We start from the raw sequence: 13,727 nt of genomic DNA on the forward strand, positions 1-13,727 counted from the left end.
GGCGACGGGGCGGCCGGCTACTGGACGGCGATCGTCCAGTAGCTGGCAGCGAGCAGGAGCACGGCCGCGCCGATGGCGGCCCAACGGGGCGTCACGACGGCGGCCGTGGCGCCGGCCTCGCCTGCGGTGAGCGCCCCGCTTTCCACCAGGTCCTGCCAGCGTGTGCGCACGATGCGGGCGGCCTGGCCGGAATCGGTGGTCTTCAGGTCACCGGGCCGGACGGATTTTCCGGGCCCGTAGCTGGTGTCCGGAAGCCCGTGCAGGTCTTCGGGGCGGGCGTTGCGTCCGCCCCAGATGCCGGGCGCCGGCGCAGCCCAGGCCGCGTAGCTGGCCCGCGCTGTGACGAGCGTCAGCGCATAGCGGGTGTCCACGTGCACCAAGGCGGCCCAGGGCACAACGACCGTCCGGAAGGGATTCTCCAGCGTCACTCCGCCGTCGTGCACCACAACGGCCGGCATCCAGAAGAACTGCCAGCCCAAGAACGCAAGCAGCAGCAGCGGGGCGGTGCTCGGCAGCCCCTCGAGTCCGGCCGAGGCGACCGTGGACGCGAGGCCGAGGGCGGCCACGGCCCAGGACAGCCAGGCGAACCATTTGTTCGTCCGGCCCTTGAAGATTTCGACGTTACCGGCATCGGGCACAGTGCTCATGCCCCCCATAATTCAGTATTCCGGGTCACAGCACTAATTGCCGGTGCGACGGCGACCCGGGTGGAAGGAACAACCCATCATGACTGACTTCATCACCCTTGATCCGGCCCCGGCCCCCGTGCCCGGGAAGGGCGGCACCGTCCTGGAGGTCCGTGACCTCAGCGTCGACTTTGGCGTCGACAAGAAGTGGGTTCCGGCGGCGATCGGCCTGAACTACGAGGTGCGCGCCGGTGAGGTGCTTGCGATCGTGGGGGAGTCCGGCTCCGGCAAGAGCGCCAGCTCGATGGCGCTGCTGGGCCTGCTGCCGAGCAACAGCCGGGTCAGCGGCAGTGTCAAACTCGCGGGCAAGGAGCTGCTCGGCACCAACGAGGCGAACATCCGCGCGGTCCGCGGCAAGGACGTCGCAGTCATCTTCCAGGAGCCCATGACGGCGCTGAACCCGGTCTACACCGTGGGCTCGCAGATCGTCGAAACCATCCGGCTGCACAACGAGGTCTCGCCGGACCAGGCCCGCGAGCGTGCCCTGCGGATGCTCGAGCTGGTGGAGCTGCCGGACCCGGAGAAGGCCTTCAAGTCCTACCCGCACCAGCTCTCCGGCGGCCAGCGGCAGCGCGCCATGATCGCCCAGTCGCTCTCCTGCGACCCCAAGTTGCTGATCGCGGACGAGCCCACCACGGCCCTGGACGTCACGGTGCAGGCGGAAATCCTGGACCTCATGCGCAACCTGCGCAACAAGCTGGACAGCGCGATTGTGCTCATCACCCACGACATGGGCGTTGTGGCGGACCTCGCCGACCGGATCGCCGTGATGCGCCGGGGTCTGATCGTCGAAACCGGCACCGCGGACGAGATCTTCCACAACCCGCAGCACGAATACACGCAGGCGCTGCTAGCCGCCGTCCCGCACCTCGGCCAGGGCGCGGAGAACGACGGCGACGTCGACGTCACCGCCGCCCTCGCTGCCGCCACGCAGGCTGAGATCCAGGCCATCCCGCGCTCCGAGCTGCTCCGGCGCGAACGCGAAAACGCGGCGGCGCTGGCCGCCGCGGAGACGGTGAAGCCGCAGGGCGATCCGGTCCTGGAACTCACCGACGTAGCCATCGAATACCCCAAGCAGGGGCGTGTGCCGGCGTTCCGGGCCGTCGAGGGCGCGAACCTCGCGATCTACCCGGGCCAGGTTGTTGGCCTGGTGGGGGAGTCGGGTTCGGGGAAGACCACAATCGGCCGGGCCGCCGTCGGCCTGCTGCCGGTCGCCGCCGGCACCATGAAGGTGGTGGGGCAGGACATCTCTGCCGCCAAAAAGAACGGCCGGCAGCTGCATGAGATGCGCCGGCACGTCGGCATGGTCTTCCAGGACCCCTCGTCCTCGCTGAACCCGCGCCTGCCGATCGGCGAAAGCATCGGCGAGCCGATGTTCCTCGCCGGGGTGGCCAAGGGGGCGGCGCTGCAGTCGCGGATCGAGGCCCTGCTGGACCAGGTGGAGCTGCCCCGCGACTACCGCAACCGCTACCCGCACGAGCTCTCCGGCGGGCAGAAGCAGCGTGTGGGCATCGCCCGGGCCTTGTCCCTGAAGCCGAAGCTGATGGTGGCGGACGAACCCACCTCGGCCCTGGATGTCTCGGTCCAGGCCAAGGTGCTCGAACTGTTCCAGAACCTGCAGAAGGAACTCGGCTTCGCCTGCCTGTTCGTCACCCATGACCTGGCCGTGGTGGACGTCCTGGCCGACCGGATCTGCGTGATGCAGCGGGGCCGGATCGTCGAACAGGGCAGCCGCGACCAGATCCTGCGCAACCCGCAGGAGCCCTACACGCAGCGGCTCCTGGCGGCCGTTCCGCTGCCGGATCCGGACAAGCAGCGCGAGCGGAGGGAGCTGCGGGCGCAGCTGCTCTCCGGCGCCAGCTAGGTCCGGATTCGGGGGATTTTGGGTTAGCCGAGCATAACCGGGAGGGGCCGGGGCGAATACTACCAGCGAGTATTGTGTGACTTGAAACTCACGGCGGTTGACGCTAGCCGTCATGGAGTTGTTGGATCACGGTTTGGCAACGGAGTTCCAACATCCGGACATTTTGCGGTTAGGCTACTTCCATATGTAGGCCACGTCACAGGGATACCCCTGTGCCCGGACCTGCCGGGAAGCACAAGTCTCTCCCGAACGAACTCCCACAACTCTTAGGAGGCGGAATGCGTTTTTCGCGCACTTCCAAAGCACTGGGCATGATGGCGATCGCCGCCATGGCCCTGACCGGTTGCGGCGGCGGCGGGTCCAACACCGCCGGCGGCAGCACCGGTGGCGACACCAGCAAGGTCATCCTTGCCGACGGCTCCGAGCCCCAGCGTCCGCTGATGCCGGCCGACACCAATGAAGTTGGCGGCGGCAAGGTCATCGAACTGATGTTCGCCGGCCTGGTCAGCTACGACCCCAACGGCAAGCCCGTGAACGAACTGGCCGAGTCCATTGAGGGCAAGGACGGCCAGCACTTCACCATCAAGATCAAGAAGGACCAGAAGTTCACCAACGGCGAGGCCATCACCGCCAAGACGTTCGTTGACTCCTGGAACTTCGGCGCGGCTGCCAAGAACGCACAGCTCAGCGGCGGCTTCTTCGAGAGCATCAAGGGCTACGACGAGACCAGCGCCAAGGGCTCCACGGTCGAGACCATGTCCGGCCTCAAGGTCGTCGACGACCAGACCTTCACCGTTGAACTCGCTCAGCCGGAATCCGACTGGCCGCTGCGCCTCGGTTACACCGCCTTCGTTCCGGTTCCCTCCGGCGCGCTGAAGGACCCGAAGGGCTTCGGCGAGAAGCCGGTCGGCAACGGCCCGTACAAGATGGCGGACGGCGGCTGGCAGCACAACGTGCAGATCCAGCTCGTTCCGAACCCGGACTACAACGGCCCGCGCAAGGCCAAGAACGCCGGCGTGACGTTCAAGATCTTCCAGAACGACGACGCCGCGTACCAGGACCTGCTGTCCAACAACCTGGACATCCTGCAGACCATCCCGACGAGCGCCTTGAAGAACTTCAAGTCCGACCTGGGCGAGCGCACCATCAACAAGCCGTACGCCGGCAACCAGACCATCGCGATTCCGGAATACCTGCCGGAGTGGAGCGGTGAAGCCGGCAAGCTTCGCCGCCAGGCCATCTCCATGGCCATCAACCGCGACGAAATCACCAAGGTCATCTTCAGCGGCGCACGCCAGCCCGCCAAGGACTTCACCGCACCCGTCTTGGACGGCTACAGCGACTCGATCCCGGGTTCCGACAACCTGAAGTTCGACGCAGCCAAGGCCAAGGAAGCCTGGACCAAGGCTGACGGCATCCAGAAGTGGGACGCCGAGAAGACCTTCACCATCGCCTACAACGCCGACAAGGGCGGCCACAAGGCATGGGTCGAGGCTGTTGTGAACCAGCTCAAGAACACCCTCGGCATCAAGGTTGAGGGCAAGCCGTACGCCACCTTCAAGGAAGCCCGCAACGACGCTACCGCCAAGACGCTGACCGGTTCGATCCGCGCCGGCTGGCAGGCCGACTACCCGTCGCTGTACAACTTCCTCGGACCGATCTACAAGACCGGCGCGGGCTCCAACGACGCGAAGTACGCCAACCCGGCGTTCGACAAGGCCATCTCCGACGGTCTCGCCGCCTCCTCCGTCGCCGACGGCAACAAGGCCATGAACAAGGCCCAGGAAATCCTCCTGACCGACCTTCCGGCCATCCCCCTGTGGTACCAGGTTGCCCAGGGCGGCTGGAGCGACAAGGTCACCAACGTTGACTACGGCTGGGACGGCGTCCCGCTGTACTACAACATCACCGGCAAGTAACAACTGAACAACGGCGGGGGCTGCCTGGATTGGGGCCTCCGCCGTTGTTTTGCTTCCACACCGATTTCTCCCCGACGGCCAAAGCCTCGGGCGTACTTTCGCAGCCCGCGACCGTGACCATTCCGGCGTCGGTCTGCACCAATAGTGAAAAGGTTCTTCGATGAACAACTCCGCCGCATCCCTGGACCGGATGCCCGCTGACAAGGGTGTGCTTCGCTGATGGCGACATACATCCTCAAACGCTTTCTCCAACTGATTCCCGTCTTCCTAGGCGCAACGCTGCTGGTCTACTTCCTGGTCTTCAGCCTCCCCGGCGACCCCATCGTCGCCCTGTTCGGCGACAAGCCGGTCAACGAGGCCGTCGCCGCGAAACTGCGGGCCCAGTACCACCTGGACCAGCCGTTCTTTATCCAATACCTGCTCTACCTGAAGAGCATCTTCACCTTCGACCTCGGCCAGGACTTCTCCGGCCGGCCCATCGCGGCCGTGCTTGGCGAGGTCTTCCCGGTGACCGCCCGGCTTGCCGTGATGGCCCTGATCTTCGAAGGCGTCTTCGGCATCATCTTCGGACTGATCGCCGGCCTGCGAAAGGGGAAGTTCTTCGACGCGACCGTCCTGGTGGCGTCCCTGGTTGTCATCGGCATCCCGATCTTCGTCCTGGGCTTTCTGCTGCAGTTCACCATCGGTGTGCAGCTGGGCTGGGCCAAACCGACCGTCAGTTCGGCGGCCACGGTGCAGGACCTCATCCTGCCGGCCATCGTGCTGGGCCTCGCCTCCTTCGCCTACGTCCTGCGCCTGACCCGCACCTCCGTCATCGAAAACATGAGCGCGGACTACGTGCGCACCGCTACCGCGAAGGGCCTGTCCCGCTTCCGGGTGGTCCGGGTGCACATCCTGCGCAACTCCCTGATTCCCGTCATCACCTTCCTTGGCGCGGATCTGGGCAGCCTGATGGGCGGCGCGATCGTCACTGAAGGCATCTTCAACGTGCCCGGCGTCGGCAACCGGCTGTACCGGGCCGTGCTGTCCGGCGAAGGCCCCACGGTGGTCTCGATCGTCACCGTACTGGTGCTGATCTACTGCCTCTCCAACCTGCTCGTTGACCTGCTGTACGCCTGGCTTGACCCGAGGATCCGCTATGACTCCTGATTCCAACACCGCAAGGCCGGACGCTTCGGCGCCCGCCAAGCGCCACATCGAGCATTTTGTTGCCGACTTTGCCGAGACGCCGCTGCAGGCCACGGACAAGGTCAAGGAGGACCAGGCTCCGCTGAGCCTGTGGGCCGAGGCCTGGCGCAACCTGCGCAAGCAGCCGCTGTTCCTGATCTCCGCGTTCCTGATCCTGGTGGTCGTGGCCGTTTCGCTCTTCCCGGGGCTCTTCTCACCGATCGACCCGTCCTCGGAGGCGTGCCAGCTGGCCAACTCCGACGGGGGCCCCGCGTCCGGGCACCCGCTGGGCTTCACCCAGCAGGGCTGCGACGTGTACGCGCGCGTCATCTTCGGCACACGCTCCTCGGTCACCGTCGGCCTGTTCACCACCATCGGCGTCCTGCTGATCGGCGGCATCATGGGTGCGCTGGCCGGCTACTACGGCGGCTGGGTTGACGCCGTGCTGGCGCGCGTTAACGACATCTTCTTCGCGCTGCCGCTGATCCTAGGCGCCATCGTCCTGATGCAGCTGCCGATGTTCCGGGCCAACCGCACCGCATGGACCCTGGTCCTGATCCTGGTGACCTTCGGCTGGCCGCAGATCGCCCGGATCACCCGCGGCGCCGTCATCGAGGTCCGCAACGCGGACTTCGTGACTGCCGCACGGTCCCTGGGTGTCTCCAAGTTCGGCGCCCTGATGCGGCACGTTATGCCCAACTCGCTCGCTCCGATCATCGTGGTGGCGACGATTTCGCTCGGTACCTTCATCGTCGCGGAATCCACGCTGTCCTTCCTCGGAATCGGGCTCCCGCCCAGCGTGATGTCCTGGGGCAACGACATCCAGGCCGCGCAGGCCTCCCTGCGCTCGAACCCGATGCCGCTGCTCTACCCGGCCATCGCCCTCTCCATCACCGTTCTGAGCTTCATCATGCTGGGCGACGCCCTGCGTGATGCTCTCGATCCCAAAGCGCGCAAGCGATGAAAGGGGAAGCCGTGAACGCCCCTGTTGAAATCCGTGAAGAAGGTACGGCCGCGCAGCGTCCGCTGCTCGAGATCCGGGACCTGGCGATCAGCTTCAAGACCAGCGGCGGCGCAGTCAACGCCGTCCGCAACGCCCACCTGACCGTGATGCCCGGCGAGACCGTGGCGATCGTGGGGGAGTCAGGCTCCGGTAAGTCGACGACGGCGCTGGCCGCCATCGGCCTGCTGCCGGGCAATGGCGCGGTCTCCGGCGGGCAGATCCTGTTCGACGGCGAGGACATTTCGCACGCCAGCGAAAAGCGCATGATCGAACTCCGCGGCAACAGCATCGGCATGGTCCCACAGGACCCGATGTCCAACCTGAACCCGGTCTGGAAGATCGGCTACCAGGTCCGCGAGACGCTGAAGGCCAACGGCCTCCCGGACGGCCCCGACGACGTCGCGAAGGTGCTCTCCCAGGCGGGGCTGCCCGACGCGAGGCGCCGGGCGAAGCAGTACCCGCACGAGTTCTCCGGCGGCATGCGCCAGCGGGCCCTGATCGCCATCGGCCTGTCCTGCCAGCCGCGCCTGCTCATCGCCGATGAGCCGACGTCGGCCCTGGACGTCACCGTGCAGCGCCAGATCCTGGACCACCTGGACAAGATGACCACCGAACTCGGCACGGCCGTGCTGCTGATCACCCACGACCTGGGCCTCGCCGCCGAACGCGCCGACAAGGTCGTGGTGATGTACCGCGGCCAGGTCGTGGAGTCCGGGCCGTCGCTGGAACTGCTGCAGAACCCGCAGCACCCGTACACCCAGCGGCTGGTCGCCTCGGCGCCGTCGCTGGCGTCACGCCGCATCCAGGCCGCCAAGGAACTGGGCGTCGAGTCGGACGATCTGCTGGCACCCGCCGAGGACGTCGTCGTCGAACCGTCCATGCCCGAGGACGTGCTCCGGATTGAGAACCTGAAGAAGGTCTTCAAGCTGCGCTCCGGCCTCGGCCGCTCCACCGACTTCACCGCGGTGGACGATGTCTCCTTCAGCGTCAAGCGCGGCACCACGACGGCGATCGTGGGGGAGTCGGGCTCCGGCAAGTCCACCGTGGCGCAGATGGTCCTGAACCTGCTCCAGCCCACCTCGGGCAGGATCGTGTTCGACGGCGTCGACACTTCCACGCTCAACAGCAAGGAAATCTTCGCCTTCCGCCGCCGCGTGCAGCCGATCTTCCAGGACCCGTACGGTTCCCTCGACCCGATGTACAACATCTTCCGGACCATCGAGGAGCCGCTGCGGACCCATAAGATCGGAGACAAGGCCAGCCGCGAGAAGAAGGTCCGCGAACTGTTGGACCAGGTGGCGCTGCCGCAGTCCACCATGCAGCGGTACCCGAACGAGCTGTCCGGCGGCCAGCGCCAGCGTGTCGCGATTGCGCGCGCCCTGGCCCTGGATCCCGAGGTCATCATCTGCGACGAGGCCGTCTCGGCGCTCGACGTGCTGGTCCAGGCCCAGGTGCTGAACCTGCTCGCGGACCTGCAGTCCCGGCTGGGCCTGACCTACCTGTTCATCACCCATGACCTCGCGGTGGTGCGGCAGATCGCGGACCACGTGTGCGTGATGGAGAAGGGCAAGCTCGTCGAGACCGGCTCGACGGACGACGTCTTCGACTCGCCGCAGCAGGACTACACCAAGGCCCTGCTCAACGCCATCCCGGGCGCCCGGTTGATGCTGCCGCCGGAAGTTGCCTGACCGGGAGGCCGGTTAGCGCAGCGGACCGCCTAACGAAGGAGCCGGTGTCCACCCCGCGGGGGTGGGCACCGGCTCCTTCGTTCGTGGTGGCCTGCGTGGCCCCGGTACGCCTTTGGTTCAGCGGGACGCGGCGGTGGCCTCCGCCCGGATTCCCATCTGCTGCAGCCGCTGGCCCAGGAGCACACCGAGGGCGTTGTTGCCCTCGTCGGTCATGTGCAGGCCGTCCGCCAGCAGCCGGGTCAGGTTGTAGCGGCTCAGCCAGTCGCCGACGCTGACGAAGGGGATGTCGTGTTTGTCCGCGATGGTGCCGAGCAGGGCATCGACCTGGGTGCGGCGGCCGCCGCCGTAGTTCGCGCCGCGGGCGAGGGTGCCGATCATCAGGAACTTGCTGCCGGGGTAGCGCTGCCGGAGGCTGGCGATCAGCCGCTCCGCGTTGGCGACGATCTGGGCGTCGGTGGCGCCGCGGGTGGCGTCGTTGCCGCCGCCCTGGATGACCACCAGGGGCGGGGAGCCGTAGGGCAGCTTCCAGTCGCCGCGCTGCAGGGCGTCGATGTAGTTGCCGGTCTTGCCGTTCGCGGCGACGAAGCCGGTGCCGCCAAGGCCGCAGAAGAACACGCCGTAGCCGGCCTTGCCCAGGCCCTGGCGGGTCCACGCGGTGAGCGGCTCGGACTGCGAGTCGCCGATCAGGACGGCGGTGTGCCGGATGTCCTCGACGATCACCTCGTCGCGGCCGTTCGCGGGGTTGCGGTACAGGGAACCCTCCGGCAGGGAGTCGGGGTCCGGTCCGGTGAGGAACTGGGATCGCGTGCCCTGGCCGGAGGCGACGGGCTCCCCCGGGGCGCCGGCAGGGGTGCGGAAGGCCTTGCCGCGGGCGTCCTGACCGGCGCTAACGCCAGGGGCGGAAGCGGCGTCGGACTGGCTTGGGGCTTGGCCGCAGCCGCCCAAAAGTACGCCTGCGGCGATTATCGGTGCGACGAAGCGGTACCTGGCCGAGGCGTTGCGCATTGATGTCTCCGGGCTGGCGTGCTGTTATCACAGCCATCATGGGGCATGTCCGCTCGAAAACCAAGTGACGTTGCTCACGTGGCGGGTGTGTTTCTCGCCAGCTGGCAACCGGGCGCCCTCCGCGGGCGGCCCCGTTTTTAGGCCAACAAATGCCCTAGCGTCTAGAATGGATGAAGGTGCCCTGTGCCAAAGGGCCGTACCTGTCGTGCGTTCCGGTTGGAAATGTCGCGATACAACAGCTGACTTCACCACTGAATCGAGCAATAACGCATGTCTGAAACCACCACCAACACTGCGGTAGCCACTGCATCGCGCAGTGACCTGCGCAACGTCGCGATTGTGGCCCACGTTGACCACGGCAAGACCACCCTGGTCGACGCCATGCTCAAGCAGACCAACTCCTTTGCCGAGCACAACCACCTCGAAGACCGCGTCATGGACTCCGGTGACCTGGAACGCGAAAAGGGCATCACCATCCTGGCCAAGAACACCACCGTGGCCTACAACGGTCCGTCCTCCAAGGGCGAGACCATCACCATCAACGTGATCGACACCCCCGGCCACGCCGACTTCGGTGGCGAGGTCGAGCGCGGCCTGTCCATGGTCGACGGCGTCGTCCTCCTCGTTGACGCCTCCGAGGGCCCGCTGCCGCAGACCCGCTTTGTGCTGCGCAAGGCCCTGGCCGCGCACCTGCCGGTGATCCTCCTGGTCAACAAGACCGACCGCCCCGACGCCCGGATTGAAGAAGTGGTGCACGAGTCGATGGACCTGCTCCTCGGCCTGGCCTCCGACCTCGCGGACGAAGTTCCGGACCTGGACCTGGACAAGATCCTCAACGTTCCGGTTGTCTACGCCGCCGCCAAGGTCGGCCGCGCCTCCCTCGAGCAGCCCGCCGACGGCACCGCCCCGGAGAACGAGGACCTCGAGCCCCTCTTCCAGGCCATCATCGAGCACATCCCGGCACCGACCTACAACCCGGACGGTGTCCTGCAGGCGCACGTCACCAACCTGGACGCCTCGCCGTTCCTCGGCCGCCTCGCGCTGCTGCGCATCTACAACGGCACCCTGCGCAAGGGCCAGACCGTGGCCTGGGCCCGCGCCAACGGTGAGCTCAAGAACGTCAAGATCACCGAACTCCTCGCCACCAAGGCGCTGGACCGTGTTCCGGCCGAGTCCGCCGGTCCGGGCGAGATTGTCGCCGTCGCCGGCATCGAGGAAATCACCATTGGTGAGACCCTGACCGACGCCGAGAACCCGCAGCCGCTGCCGCTGATCACGGTGGACGATCCCGCGATCTCCATGACCATCGGTATCAACACCTCGCCGCTGGCCGGCAAGGTCAAGGGCGCCAAGGTCACCGCCCGCCAGGTGAAGGACCGCCTGGACAAGGAACTGATCGGTAACGTCTCCATCAAGGTGCTGCCCACCGAGCGTCCGGATGCCTGGGAAGTCCAGGGCCGTGGCGAGCTCGCGCTGGCCATCCTGGTTGAGCAGATGCGCCGCGAGGGCTTCGAGCTGACCGTCGGCAAGCCGCAGGTTGTCACCAAGACCATCGACGGCAAGATCCACGAGCCGATGGAGCACATGACCATCGACGTGCCCGAAGAGTACCTCGGCGCTGTCACCCAGCTCATGGCCGCCCGCAAGGGCCGCATGACCAACATGGCCAACCACGGTACCGGCTGGTGCCGCATGGAGTTCATCGTTCCGGCCCGTGGCCTGATCGGTTTCCGCACCAAATTCCTCACGGACACCCGCGGCGCCGGCATCGCCGCCTCGATCTCCGAGGGCTACGAGCCGTGGGCCGGCCCGATCGAGTACCGCACCAACGGTTCCATGATCGCCGACCGCGCCGGTGTGGTGACGCCGTTCGCCATGATCAACCTGCAGGAGCGTGGCTCCTTCTTCGTCAAGCCCACCTCCGAGGTCTACGAGGGCATGATCGTCGGCGAGAACTCCCGCGCCGACGACATGGACGTCAACATCACGAAGGAAAAGAAGCTCACCAACATGCGTGCAGCTTCCTCGGACACCTTCGAGAACCTGACGCCCCCGCGCGACCTGACCCTGGAAGAGTCCCTCGAATTCGCCCGCGAGGACGAATGTGTCGAGGTCACCCCGGATTCCATCCGTATCCGCAAGGTCATCCTGGACACCAACGAGCGGGCCAAGGCCAACCGCGCCCGCGCCAAGGTCTAGTCTCCGCGTTTACGCTGAGGCCTTTGTGAACAGAAGAGCTGCCGGTATGGCAGGCGGCATTGCCACCGCCGTGCCGGCAGCTCTTTTTGCTGCCCTCGCGGGCACCATGCTGCACGGCCAGCACCTGGTGGTCAACGGCGTCGAGGTGCCGTGGGGTGCTGTGGCCGCGCTGGTGCTGCTGGGGGCCGTCGAGCTGTGGCTGGGGGCCGCTTTCCGATCCCCGCTGCCGGCGGCCGCGTGCGGTGTGCTGTGCTACGCGCTGGCGGGCTGGTGGTCCACGCTGGAGAGCGGCAAGCGGCTGATCATCGGCGACCTTGCCGGGAATGTCTGGGTGTACGGGATCGCGGGCGTCACCCTCGTGGTGCTGGCCTGGAGCCGGCGCTTCGCACGGCGGGGCCGGTAGCTCACCCCCTCGGGATGGACATGCCCGTCCTTGGTTCGTCCGGATGGACATGCCCATCCTTCGCTGCCGCCCTGACTGGACATGCCCATCCTTCGTGCCCGGGACTGGACATGTCCGTTATCCGTGAGCGCCCTGACTGGACATGCCCATCCTTCATGCCCGGGACTGGACATATGGGCACTATGTCCAGTGGTCGCGCCGCGCAATGGACATGTCCGTCGTTCTCAACCCGCGGGGGATGGGCATGTCCGTCCGAACGCCGTTTGGGCGGCCACGATGTTGTGCACATAGCGGAATCCGGGGCTGTCCCGGTCGGCCTGGCATCGAAACCATGGTGCGCATGGTCAAAATCACTGAAGTCATGTCAAGGTACGACGGGGTAGCACGCGCCAAGCATCTCTCGGCCGCGGGGATTTCGGGCTTTCAGCTCCGGACCGCCCTGGCAGACGGCGCCGTCGCCCGCGTGTCCCGCGGCGTGTACGCGCTTCCGGGTGCGGACCCGCTGCTGGTGGCCATCCGTTCCCTGCCCGCCGAGCCCGCGTGCGTCAGCGCGGCCCATTTCGGCGGCCTTTGGGTGCTCGAAGCGCCCCAACAACCGCATGTCGCACTGACCCATAGCCGAAGCTATTCGGGCTTTGTCTGCCACCGGTCGGCCCACCCGCCGACCCTGCTGGACACCGTGGTCCAAAGCCTCCGCTGCCTGCCGGAGTTGGAGGGTCTCGCGATTGCCGAATCCGCCGTCGCACTCAAGGGTCTTCCGCTCTCCTCCCTGAGACTGCGGCTGGCCGGCCGGAGTGACTCCCGGGAGCGCAGGATTGTCGCGGCCATCGTTCCGCAGTCGCAATCGATCATCGAGTGCCTCGCGCGGTTCCACCTTCGGCGCGCGGGCTTCCACGTTGAATCCCAGGTCAACATCCCGGGAATGGGCCATTTGGACCTCAAGGTCGACGGGAGGCTCGGAATCGAGACCGACGGTGCAGGCTTTCACATGGACCGGTCGAGTTTCGAGGAAGATCGACGACGGTGGAACGTCACCACCAGATTGGGGATTCCCACCCTGGTCGTCACCTATCCATTGCTCAAATACCGCCCGGAAGAATTCATTGCCATGGTCCGCGAGGCGTTGAACCGGCTTTCCGCGGCCGCGTGAGTCATGGCGACTCGAGATCGGTACATTCTGTGTCGCGAGCAATGGGCATGTCCGTCCCGGGCGCTCTGGGTGATTGGGCATGTACGTCGTGCGGGTCAGGGGATGGACATAACGGCATTATGTCCATTCTTGGAACCAGGAGATGGGCATGTCCCGTGGAGGATGGTGCGGGAGGCGGGCATGTCCGTCCCGGGCGCTCTGGGGGAATGGGCATGTGCGTCGTGCGGGTCAGGGGATGGACATAACGGCATTATGTCCATTCTTGGTACCAGGAGATGGGCATGTCCCGCGGAGGATGGTCCGGGGAATGGGCATGTCCGTCGCGGGCGGGCTACGGGAGGGCATGTCCCCGCGGGCCCCGCCGCGGCGGGGGTGGCGGGACCTCCTTGGCAGCCACCACCAGGGCGAGGGGGACGACGACGTCGGCCCGCCGGGTGCGGACGGTGCACTCGCTCCCGGTGCGGGCCACCAGCTCGCCCAGCGCATCGGTCAGCCCGCCCTCAATCCGGTAGCGCACCACCACGCGGGTCCCTAGCGGGGCGTCGGTGAGGAACTGCTGCGGCGGGGGGATCGGAGAACTCACCCGTCCATCGTAGGGCGAGCGGACTCTGTGACGCCCGGCTAGGTTCGCGGGACCGGGCTG

The 13,727-nt window shown here is 66.6% G+C and carries 11 protein-coding genes; 8 read left to right on the top strand and 3 right to left on the bottom strand.

Translation table 11 applies throughout. From position 1 onward, the window contains the following. Window positions 1–17: 17 nt before the first annotated feature. Complete coding sequence (locus AC6I9V_RS12990; protein WP_349411920.1) at window positions 18–647, bottom strand: PH domain-containing protein; 630 nt, start codon at window positions 645–647, stop codon at window positions 18–20. 79 nt (window positions 648–726) lie between these two features. On the opposite strand from AC6I9V_RS12990, the gene AC6I9V_RS12995 reads away from it, so the two are divergent. The 5 genes from AC6I9V_RS12995 (at window position 727) to AC6I9V_RS13015 (ending at window position 8,327) form a co-directional block, all read left to right on the top strand. Beyond that, window positions 727–2,550 carry an ABC transporter ATP-binding protein gene (locus AC6I9V_RS12995; RefSeq protein WP_349411921.1) on the top strand — a complete coding sequence of 608 codons (1,824 nt, stop codon included), beginning with the start codon at window positions 727–729 and terminating at the stop codon, window positions 2,548–2,550. 278 nt (window positions 2,551–2,828) lie between these two features. Then, a complete protein-coding gene (locus tag AC6I9V_RS13000) occupies window positions 2,829–4,469 on the top strand; it encodes a peptide ABC transporter substrate-binding protein (RefSeq protein WP_349411922.1) in 1,641 nt (546 codons plus the stop codon). 219 nt (window positions 4,470–4,688) lie between these two features. Next, window positions 4,689–5,618 (top strand): ABC transporter permease, encoded by a 930-nt coding sequence (locus AC6I9V_RS13005; RefSeq protein WP_349411923.1) that lies wholly within the window; start codon window positions 4,689–4,691, stop codon window positions 5,616–5,618. Next, window positions 5,608–6,600 carry an ABC transporter permease gene (locus tag AC6I9V_RS13010; RefSeq protein WP_349411924.1) on the top strand — a complete coding sequence of 331 codons (993 nt, stop codon included), beginning with the start codon at window positions 5,608–5,610 and terminating at the stop codon, window positions 6,598–6,600. The genes AC6I9V_RS13005 and AC6I9V_RS13010 overlap by 11 nt, the downstream gene beginning before the upstream one ends. Then, window positions 6,597–8,327 (top strand): ABC transporter ATP-binding protein, encoded by a 1,731-nt coding sequence (locus AC6I9V_RS13015; protein WP_497899728.1) that lies wholly within the window; start codon window positions 6,597–6,599, stop codon window positions 8,325–8,327. Before AC6I9V_RS13010 ends, AC6I9V_RS13015 begins: the two co-directional genes overlap by 4 nt. 117 nt (window positions 8,328–8,444) lie before the next feature. Here the strand turns inward: AC6I9V_RS13015 and AC6I9V_RS13020 are convergent, their stop codons facing one another. Then, on the bottom strand, window positions 8,445–9,332 hold the full coding sequence (locus AC6I9V_RS13020; RefSeq protein ID WP_349411926.1) for an SGNH/GDSL hydrolase family protein: 888 nt from the start codon (window positions 9,330–9,332) through the stop codon (window positions 8,445–8,447). Window positions 9,333–9,602: 270 nt separating this feature from the next. On the opposite strand from AC6I9V_RS13020, the gene typA reads away from it, so the two are divergent. The 3 genes from typA to AC6I9V_RS13035 all read left to right on the top strand — a co-directional run bounded on the left by typA (window position 9,603) and on the right by AC6I9V_RS13035 (window position 13,084). Beyond that, on the top strand, window positions 9,603–11,531 hold the full coding sequence (typA, locus tag AC6I9V_RS13025) for a translational GTPase TypA (RefSeq protein ID WP_349411927.1): 1,929 nt from the start codon (window positions 9,603–9,605) through the stop codon (window positions 11,529–11,531). Window positions 11,532–11,577: 46 nt separating this feature from the next. Then, window positions 11,578–11,934, top strand: coding sequence for a hypothetical protein (locus AC6I9V_RS13030; RefSeq protein WP_349411928.1), 357 nt, complete (start codon window positions 11,578–11,580; stop codon window positions 11,932–11,934). Between the two features lie 331 nt (window positions 11,935–12,265). Then, window positions 12,266–13,084 (top strand): hypothetical protein, encoded by an 819-nt coding sequence (locus tag AC6I9V_RS13035; RefSeq protein WP_497899729.1) that lies wholly within the window; start codon window positions 12,266–12,268, stop codon window positions 13,082–13,084. A 331-nt stretch (window positions 13,085–13,415) separates the two neighbouring features. Here the strand turns inward: AC6I9V_RS13035 and AC6I9V_RS13040 are convergent, their stop codons facing one another. Next, window positions 13,416–13,667, bottom strand: a complete 252-nt coding sequence (locus AC6I9V_RS13040) for a putative acetyltransferase (protein ID WP_497899730.1) — start codon at window positions 13,665–13,667, stop codon at window positions 13,416–13,418. Window positions 13,668–13,727 lie beyond the last annotated feature (60 nt).

This window comes from Arthrobacter sp. SlRoot2-15, from assembly GCF_059739345.1.